Genomic DNA, 8716 nt, shown 5'->3' on the forward strand with positions numbered 1-8716 from the left:
GAAAGGCTTGCTCGCAGAGCGGACCGCCCGGGCAGTATAAAGAAACCGCCTGCTCTGAAAAGACCCCTTTTGGCCAACTTGCTGGCTCAATGCCTTGACTGCCGTTGCCCGCTGTAGGCAGCCAGTTCGCGTTCCAGCAAGGAAACTTGCCAGGATTCAAGTCGATACAGCCAACCGGCCCGTCCCCACCACTGCGCCTCCGGCAGGCTGCTGCCCTGAGAAAGGGTCAGCCAGTGGAAGCTTCTGTGACGATAAACCGCACCGTCGACTCTTGCGCCCGCCTGGGTACGCAGGGTGAAGCGCAGCCGGGGGCGCTTGCTGAAGGCCAGCTGGTCCTGAGGCACCACCTCGCTGAAACGCAGATCGGCGAAGACCGCCAGCAGCTCGTCGAGCGCCCGCGCATCCGGTACCTGCCGGCCAGGCAACTGCTCCAGGCGCATCGGCGCATCGCCGTGCCGGAAGAACACCAGCTGCGATCCGTTGGCCTTGTGCAACTGCAGTTCACGTATCTCGGCGGGCGGAACGGCGATCAGCCGGCGATCCAGCCAGTGCAACTCCTGCAGTGGCAACGGCAGCACGCCGTCCACCCGCCACGGCCGGAGCTCGTCTCCTCGATACAGCAGGCGTCCTTCCTGGCCGGCTTCGCTCGCCAGGTGGAGCGACTCCACGGCCTCGCCATGGCGCAAGGTGATGCGGATGTCGCGAGGCACTGCCTCGGCTGCCACGTGCTCGAGGGGTTGCGCGCTGGCCAGGGCGGCCAGAAAGGTCCGCACCAGTGTCGGGTCGGCCGGGTACCCGGCCTTGTCGACCAGTACCCAGCGTTCGTTCTCGCGCGCCAGGCGGACGGGTGGCAACCCTGCGCGGTGCACTTCCAGCCCATCCAGCTCCGCCAGCCGCGCCGTCCAGGACGACGCCGGCGCGGCAAGCGCGCCAAACGGTAGCAAGAGCGCAAGCGCCAGCCAGGGCTTCATCAGGCCCGCCGCCGACGCCAGAACCACACTGCCAGCGCACCGAGCGTCAGCAGCAGCGGCACCAGGGCGATATTGAGAAACTTCAGCGTCCGCCCCAGGGCTTCGATATCGGCGTTGAGCTGGTAATTCACCTCGCGCAGTTCCTTGCGGATACGCAGCTTCTCGTCGAGGAAGCGGCGCACCGCCTTTTCCTGCTCAGCGTTCAGTTCCAGCAGCTGTCCATCATCCGCCGGGCGCTGCAGCTCCGCCAGTTGGCGCTCAGTCTCCGCCAGGCGCTGCTGCAGGCGCTGTTCCTGTTCCAGGAAGCGCGTCTCCGCCTGGCGCTGCAACGTCTGCACCACCTCGAACGGGCGCTGGTAACGGCCGCGCGAACGCACGCTGATCAGGGCCGGGGAGCCGGCCAGGTTGTCCAGCGCGTTGACAACGAAGCCGGCATTGTCGGCAAACGGCTGCGGCACCCGCTGACCGAAGAACTGCTGCACCTGCACCCACAGGTGATCGCTGAGCAGGTCGGTATCCGCCACCAGGATCAGGTCGATGCGCCCGGCCTCCTGCAGGCCGTCCTTGCGACCTTCGATGCCTTCGGGATAGGCACTGCGCGCCGGCCCTTCGATGCGGGCGGCCAGCACCTTGCGCTGGCCGTCCGGCCGCAGGTCGCGCAGCAGCTCCTCGGGATTGCCCAGCACGCCCAGGCGCTTGGCGTCCACCGGCATGCTCAGCGGCGAGCTGCGCAGCAGTGGCGTGAAACGGGTGCTGGCGCCCGCCAGGGGTTCGAGCAGACCGGCGCTGGCCAGGTTGACCGCCTCCAGGCCGGCGGTGACCACATCCTCCGGATCCACTGCCTCGGACGGCAGGCTGACCCAGGCCGGATGGCGCACCGCACGGCCCGCACCCATCCCTACGGTCATGCCGTAGCCGCCGTCGGCGAGGACCTGATCGGGTGCCAGGCGCACACCCCAGGCGGCCAGCAGCGGGTCGAGACTGGAGGCGCGCTCGATCTCCTCGCCCGGGAAGCCAGTGCCGGTATCCGCCTCGCTGTAGGGGTCGACGAACGCCAGCAGCTTGCCGCCGCGCAGCACGAACTGGTCGATGGCATACAGCGTCGGCTGCGAAAGTTGCTTGGGGTGTACCAGCATGAGCACCGAGACATGCTCGGGGATCTCGTCGAGTTCGGCGTCCAGGCTTTCGATGCGGAACAGCTGGCGGATCTCCTCCATGATCATCCAGGGCGCGGTGGGCTGGCGGGCCAGCATGTCGAAGCCGCCATTGAGCTGCAGCCCGGACAGCACACCCACCACCGGCAGCTCACGTCGCACAAGAACATGGATCAGCCGGCTGATCTCGTATTCGAGGAACGCCTCCTGATCCAGCGCGAAGAACGGAATGACCTGCCGGTCGCCGCGCGCATTGCTGGCCACCAGGCCGAAATAGACCTGGTCGCCGGAGGTATTCAGCGGCACCGCCTGCAGGCCCGCCTGGGCCGCTTCGTCCTCCTGCTCGGAGAACGGCTGCGGATCGATCACCTGCAGGCTCAGCTTGCCATCGGCGGCACGCACGTATGTGCGTAGCAGTTCCTCGACACGCCGCGCCTGGTTGCGCAGCGCCGGCAGCTCGCCGGTGGCCTGGTCGGAATAGAACAGGCGCAGGGTCAGCGGCTCGTCGAGCGACGCGAGGATTTGCCGGGTACCCGGCGACAGGGTGTAGAGCTTCTGCTCGGTGAGATCCAGTCGCGCGCCGCTCAGCAGCGCGCCGGACAGGCCGTTGAAGAGCAGGAATGCCACGGCGATGAGCAGCAGCCCGAGTCCGGAATACAGGATGCGTTTCATGGGTCAGTCCGCCTTCTTCAGATCGATCACCACCGCTGTCGCAGCCAGCCAGGCCGCGATGAAGCTGAGGAAATACAACAGGTCGCGCAGGTCGATCACGCCCTTGCTGATGGCGTCGAAACGCACCAGGAAGCTCAGCGAGGCCACCGCGTCGACCAGCCCCTGCGGCGCCCAGGCGCTGAACAGGTCGAGCACCATCGGGAAGCCGCTGACGATGAACAGGAAGCACACGCTGACCGCGAGGATGAAGGCGATCACCTGGTTGCGCGCCAGGGCCGACATGCAGCCGCCCACCGCCAGGTAGCTGCCGGCCAGCAGCCAGCTGCCCAGGTAGCCGGTGAGGATGGCGCCGTTGTCCGGCTCGCCCAGGTAGTTGACGGTCAGCACCATGGGGAAGGTCAGCAGCAGCGCCAACCCGGCGAACACCCAGGCGGCGAGGAACTTGCCGGCCACTGCCTCGGCACGACTGATCGGCAGGGTCATCAGCAGTTCGATGGTGCCGGACTTGCGCTCCTCGGCCCACAGGCGCATGGCGATGGCCGGGACCAGGAACAGGTACAGCCAGGGATGGAAACCGAAGAACACGGTGAGATCGGCCTGGTTGCGCTCATAGAAACCGCCCAGGTAGAAGGTGAACACCCCGGACAGCACCAGGAAGATCATCAGGAACACATAGGCCAGCGGCGTGGCGAAGTAGCTGGCCAGCTCACGCTTGAAGATCACCGACAACTGCCTCATGCCGCCTCTCCCCGGGTCAGGTTGCGGAACACTTCATCCAGCCGGCCGCGCTCGACGTCCAGCTCGCGCACCACCCAGCCGCGCTGGCGGATCAGTTCGCTGACCTGCGGATAGATCACCTGCCCCGGCGCGGCCAGCAGCGTCAGGCTGTGCTCGCGGGCGTTGCGCTCGATGCCCGCCACGCCGGGCAGCGCGCGCAGCGCCTCGCTGTCCAGCGCCTCATCGCTGACCAGGGTCACCGCCTGGTGATAGCGGGAGCGACGTTCCAGGGCCAGCGGCGTGTCGTCGGCCACCAGCCGGCCGTTGGCGATCACCACCGCGCGGGAGCACAGGGCGCCGACTTCTTCGAGGATGTGAGTGGAGATGATGACAATCTTGTCCGCCGCCAGTCCGCGGATCAGCTCGCGCACCTGGTGTTTCTGGTTGGGGTCCAGCCCGTCGGTGGGTTCGTCGAGGATCAGCACCTGCGGATCGTGGAGGATTGCCTGGGCCAGCCCGACGCGGCGCTTGAAGCCCTTGGACAGCGTGTCGATGGTCTGACCCAGGACACGATCAAGCTCCAGTTGCTCGACCACGCGGGCGACCCGGCGACGCTGCTCCTCGCCCCGGTAGCCGCGCACCTCGGCAATGAAGCCGAGGAAGGCGCCGACGCGCATGTCTTCGTAGCAGGGCGCGCCTTCCGGCAGGTAGCCGATCAGCCGCTGGGCCTGGCGGGTCTGGGTCTGGATATCGAAGCCCTGAATCAGGGCGGTGCCCGAGGTGGGCGCCAGGAAGCCGGTGAGCATCTTCATGGTGGTGGACTTGCCGGCCCCGTTGGGGCCGAGAAAGCCCAGTACCTCGCCGGGGCGCACGGTCAGGGACAGGGCGTCGACCGCCGTGTGCCGAGCGAAGCGCTTGGTCAATTGGCGCAGTTCGATCATGGCTTGATTAACCCTCCGTTGTCGCGGGTGCCAGGCGCCTGCGCGGCCCGTCACCCGTGCCTGCAAATGACGGCGGACTATAGAAGCAGCCCGGCGGCACTGGCAAGACGCCAGCGACCAGTCCGCGCGCCTGTCAAAGGTCATTGCGTTTCAGCGTTTTACGCTTTTCCACCGCCCCGCCATGGGGCACACTAGCGCCTCCCGAGCAATTGCTCGTTTGACCTGAATCCCGTATGCCCCGCCTTCCCTTTAGCCGTCTGGTTGTCGGCACCCTGCGTCGCCTGCTGTATCTCTGGGTTCGCTCCGAGACCATTGGCAAATCCGCCCTGACACTGGACCTCGATCGCAGCAAGCCGGTGTTCTACGTGCTGCAGAGTCCGTCCCTGAGCGACCTGATGGTGGTCGAGCAGGAATGCCGGAAGAATGCCCTGCCCCGTCCGCTGGCCCAGGTATCCATGGAGGGCCACCAGGAGCCGGAAGCCTGCTTCTTCCTCGACGCGCCGTCGCGCTGGCTCGGCCGGCGCAGCAAGCCGGTGATTGCACCCACCCTGACCCGCCTGGTCACCCTGGTCAGCCAGAACGCGCTGGCCGAGGCGCAGATCGTGCCGGTCAGCGTGTACTGGGGTCAGTCGCCGTCACGCGAAACCAGCCCGTGGAAACTGCTGTTCGCCGACAGCTGGGCGGTCACAGGGCGCTTGCGCAAGCTGCTGACCATCCTGTTCCTCGGTCGCAAGACCCGCGTGCAGTTCTCCGCGCCGATCCAGTTGCGCGAACTGGTCAGCCAGGGCAAGGGTGCCGAACGCACCCAGCGCATGGCCCACCGCATCCTGCGCGTGCATTTCCGCAACCAGAAGGCCGCCGTGATCGGCCCGGACATCTCGCACCGGCGCAACCTGGTCAAGGGCCTGGTGCATGCGCCGCTGGTACGCGAGGCCATCGCCGCCGAAGCCGAACGCGACGGCATCAGCCTGGAAAAGGCCGAGGCCCGCGCCCTGCGCTATGGCAACGAGATCGCTTCCGACTACGCCTACACTGCCATCCGCTTCCTGGAGCTGGTGCTGACCTGGTTCTGGAACAAGATCTACGACGGCGTACAGGTCAACAACGTGGACGGCGTGAAGCACATCGCCCACGGCCACGAGATCATCTATGTGCCCTGCCACCGCAGCCACATCGACTACCTGCTGCTCTCCTACCTGCTGTTCCGCAACGGCCTGAGCACCCCGCACATCGCCGCCGGCATCAACCTCAACATGCCGGTGATCGGCGGACTGCTGCGCCGCGGCGGCGCCTTCTTCATGCGCCGCACCTTCAAGGGCAACCCGCTGTACACGGCGGTGTTCAACGAGTACCTGCACACCCTGTTCAGCCGGGGCTTCCCGGTGGAGTACTTCGTCGAGGGCGGCCGCTCGCGCACCGGGCGCACCCTGCAGCCGAAGACCGGCATGCTGGCCATCACCCTGCGCAGCTTCCTGCGCTCCAGCCGCCTGCCGATCGCCTTCGTGCCGGTGTACATCGGCTACGAGCGCGTCCTGGAGGGCCGCACCTACCTGGGCGAGCTGCGCGGCGCGGCGAAGAAGAAGGAGTCCATCGGCGACCTGTTCCGCGTACTCGGCGCGCTGCGCCAGCGTTTCGGCCAGGTGTCGGTGAACTTCGGCGAGCCGATCCGTCTGGCCGAGTTCCTCGACCGCCGGCAGCCGGACTGGCGCCAGAACAGCGGCGGGCCGGACTACCGTCCCGAATGGCTGAACGGCGTGACCAACCAGCTGGGCACCGAGGTGGCGCGCCACATCAACGAGGCGGCGGCGATCAACCCGGTCAACCTGGTGGCCATGGTCATGCTCTCCACCAGCAAGCTGGCCATCGACCGTCCCGGCCTGGCCAGCATACTGGAGGCCTACCAGACGCTGCTGCGCCAGGTGCCCTACTCGCCGCACACCACCGTGCCGCAGGGCAATGGCGAGGCGCTGATCCAGCATGTGCTGGACATGGAATTGATCGACAGCCAGCGCGATGCGCTCGGCGAGATCATCTACCTGAACGAACAGCACGCGGTGCTGATGACCTACTACCGCAACAACGTGCTGCACATCTTCGCCCTGCCCGCCCTGCTGGCCAGCTTCTTCCAGAACAGCGGACGCATCAGCCGCGAGCAGATCCTGCGCTACACCCGCGCGCAGTACCCGTACCTGCAGGCGGAGCTGTTCATCCGTTTCGAGGCCGAGGAGCTGGAGGCGGCGGTCGACCGGTGGCTGGACGCCTTTGTCGACATGCAGCTGCTGCGCCGCGAGGATGATGTGTTCATTCGCCCGGCGCCCAGTTCCGGACAATTCGTGCTGCTCACCCTGCTGTCGCGCTCGATCGTGCAGACCCTGCAGCGCTTCTACATGACCATCGCGCTGATCCTCGACCACCCGCAGCAGTCGCTGACGGCCGAGGAGCTGGAAAGCCTGTGCTCGGTCATGGCCCAGCGCCTGTCGATCCTGCATGGGCTGAACGCCCCGGAGTTCTTCGACAAGACGCTGTTCCGCCACTTCATCGCCACGCTGCTGGAACAGGGTGTGCTGCGCACCGACGCCGAGGGCAAGCTCAGCCACCATCCCAAGCTGGGCGAGCTGGTGGAAAGCGTCGCGAAGCGCGTGCTGCCCGCCGAGGTGCGCCTGTCGATCCGCCAGGTCACCCTGGATCGCCAGCGCAGTCCGCAGCCGGACAGCGTCGAGCCGTAACCCTGCCTCCCCTCTCCCTTCATGGGAGAGGGGGACAGGCACCGCGCTCAGCCGCCTTCACAGCGGCAATTTCCCCTGCTCGCCGCGCTGCCGCGCAGCCTCGTTGAGCAGACGCCCCTGCCCTTCGCGGTAGCTCAGGCGGCCTTCGAACAGCCGCGCCGGTGCGGTGTAGGGGTGCTCGGTGGCCGGCTGCTCGCCAAGGATGTGCAGCACCTGGAATCCACGCACCTGCAACACATCCGCCACCAGCGAACGGTGACAGCGCCACCAGAGCACCTCGGCGCACATCAGCACGGTGCGTTTGCGCGCGAGCAGCGCCAGCAGCCGTGCCAGACCCGTGGCGAATTCATCGCTGGCCAGGTGATCCGCATAGCCGCGAAACGCGCTGTTGCGCCAGGCGTCGTTGGGCGAGTCCGGCGACGGCCGGCGCCGCCCGCCCAGTTCTTCGAACCACTGATATTCGATGCCCCGCTCGGCCAGCCGTTGCGCCAGCGCCTCGGCGCCGAACTGCGGCCAGCGCCGCGAGCCGGGAAAGCGCCGCACATCGGCCAACGCCTCGATGCCGTGCCGTTCCAGCAGGGCCAGGAAGCGCTCCACCGGCAGGTTGGAATGGCCGATGGTCCAGACGCGGCCCGGCATCAGTCGTCGAGCCGGGTCAGCGCGTCTTCCTTGTGCATGGCGACGTGCTCGGTCTTGTCGCTCTGGATCTCGTATTGCGGGTGCTCCGCGCTGGCATGGCGGGGGTGGCCCTTGTACGTGGTGTCGCGAGTGTGCACGCGAGTGATCCGCCCGCTTACCCGGCCGGCCTCGGAGTTCCAGCTGACGTGGTCGCCGACTTTGAATCGGGGTGGCATGACTCTCTCCTCCCATTGGCTGCTCGGCGGGAAATCGCTGCGCGAGTTTCCCCACCCTACGGGGCTCTCGCTCTGGTCCGCCGTGCCGGCGGGTTGGTGGCCAACGTGACGTTGACCACCCTACGACCCGCCATCCGCCACGAAGTTGAGCCTCAGCGCTTGGCGGCCCGGGCACGCAGCACCAGCGCCACGCCGCCCAGCACCGCCACGGAGACCAGCGCCAGGCGCGGCGTGAAAGGTTCGGCCAGCAACAGGCTGCCGCCCAACGCGGCGAGGATCGGCACGCTGAGCTGCACGGTGCCGGCCTGCACGGCGGTCAGCCCGCGCAGCGCGCTGTACCAGATGGCATAGCAGACACCCGATGCCAGGGCGCCGGACAGCACCGCGTAAAACAGTCCCATGGCATCCCAGCGCGCATCGGCCAGCAGCACGATGCTCAAGACCAGCGCCAGCGGCGTGGCGCGCAGGAAGTTGCCAGCGGTGGCCGCCAGCGGATCGTTGGCACCCTGCCCGCGCAGCGAATACAGCGCCCAGGCCAGACCAGAACCCAGCATCAGCAGCGCGGCGAGCGGATCGGGGGCACTGGCGCCCGGCAACAACAGCACCAACAGACCAACGATCACCAGCACCAGCCCCGCCGCCTGCCAGCGGCCGAGACGCTCGCCGCGCCGCCAGGCAGCC

8 protein-coding genes are annotated in these 8716 nt (G+C 67.4%); 1 reads left to right on the forward strand and 7 read right to left on the reverse strand.

Annotation, left to right across the window (positions count from 1 at the left end):
• Positions 1-86: 86 nt before the first annotated feature.
• The 4 genes from AS93_RS0103140 to AS93_RS0103155 are packed head-to-tail and all read right to left on the reverse strand — an operon-like array spanning position 87 to position 4455.
• Positions 87-971 (reverse strand): DUF4340 domain-containing protein, encoded by an 885-nt coding sequence (locus AS93_RS0103140; protein WP_155956099.1) that lies wholly within the window; start codon positions 969-971, stop codon positions 87-89.
• On the reverse strand, positions 971-2797 hold the full coding sequence (locus tag AS93_RS0103145; protein WP_027589238.1) for a Gldg family protein: 1827 nt from the start codon (positions 2795-2797) through the stop codon (positions 971-973). Before AS93_RS0103145 ends, AS93_RS0103140 begins: the two co-directional genes overlap by 1 nt.
• 3 nt (positions 2798-2800) lie before the next feature.
• Positions 2801-3535 (reverse strand): ABC transporter permease subunit, encoded by a 735-nt coding sequence (locus AS93_RS0103150; RefSeq protein ID WP_027589239.1) that lies wholly within the window; start codon positions 3533-3535, stop codon positions 2801-2803.
• Positions 3532-4455: an ATP-binding cassette domain-containing protein gene (locus tag AS93_RS0103155; protein WP_027589240.1), complete on the reverse strand. Its 924-nt coding sequence runs from the start codon at positions 4453-4455 to the stop codon at positions 3532-3534. The genes AS93_RS0103150 and AS93_RS0103155 overlap by 4 nt, the downstream gene beginning before the upstream one ends.
• 233 nt (positions 4456-4688) lie before the next feature.
• Between AS93_RS0103155 and plsB the strand changes: the two genes are divergently transcribed.
• A complete protein-coding gene (gene plsB / locus AS93_RS0103160; protein WP_027589241.1) occupies positions 4689-7181 on the forward strand; it encodes a glycerol-3-phosphate 1-O-acyltransferase PlsB in 2493 nt (830 codons plus the stop codon).
• A 57-nt stretch (positions 7182-7238) separates the two neighbouring features.
• Here the strand turns inward: plsB and AS93_RS0103165 are convergent, their stop codons facing one another.
• From AS93_RS0103165 to AS93_RS0103175, 3 genes are all read right to left on the reverse strand, one after another.
• Positions 7239-7820: a DUF488 domain-containing protein gene (locus AS93_RS0103165; RefSeq protein ID WP_027589242.1), complete on the reverse strand. Its 582-nt coding sequence runs from the start codon at positions 7818-7820 to the stop codon at positions 7239-7241.
• Positions 7820-8035, reverse strand: coding sequence for a DUF2945 domain-containing protein (locus AS93_RS0103170; protein ID WP_027589243.1), 216 nt, complete (start codon positions 8033-8035; stop codon positions 7820-7822). Before AS93_RS0103170 ends, AS93_RS0103165 begins: the two co-directional genes overlap by 1 nt.
• A 152-nt stretch (positions 8036-8187) precedes the next feature.
• Positions 8188-8716, reverse strand: a 529-nt coding sequence (locus tag AS93_RS0103175; protein WP_027589244.1) for a DMT family transporter, incomplete at its 5' end; no start/stop codon positions are given.

The sequence above is a fragment of the Pseudomonas sp. RL genome (assembly GCF_000647775.1).
Classification (GTDB): Bacteria; Pseudomonadota; Gammaproteobacteria; order Pseudomonadales; family Pseudomonadaceae; genus Serpens; species Serpens flexibilis.

Coding starts and splice junctions, on each gene's coding strand:
- AS93_RS0103145 (WP_027589238.1), bottom strand. CDS start 2,797: ATGAAACGCATCCTGTATTCCGGACTCGGGCTGCTGCTCATCGCCGTG.
- AS93_RS0103150 (WP_027589239.1), bottom strand. CDS start 3,535: ATGAGGCAGTTGTCGGTGATCTTCAAGCGTGAGCTGGCCAGCTACTTC.
- AS93_RS0103155 (WP_027589240.1), bottom strand. CDS start 4,455: ATGATCGAACTGCGCCAATTGACCAAGCGCTTCGCTCGGCACACGGCG.
- AS93_RS0103165 (WP_027589242.1), bottom strand. CDS start 7,820: ATGCCGGGCCGCGTCTGGACCATCGGCCATTCCAACCTGCCGGTGGAG.
- AS93_RS0103170 (WP_027589243.1), bottom strand. CDS start 8,035: ATGCCACCCCGATTCAAAGTCGGCGACCACGTCAGCTGGAACTCCGAG.
- AS93_RS0103140 (WP_155956099.1), bottom strand. CDS start 971: ATGAAGCCCTGGCTGGCGCTTGCGCTCTTGCTACCGTTTGGCGCGCTT.
- plsB (WP_027589241.1), top strand. CDS start 4,689: ATGCCCCGCCTTCCCTTTAGCCGTCTGGTTGTCGGCACCCTGCGTCGC.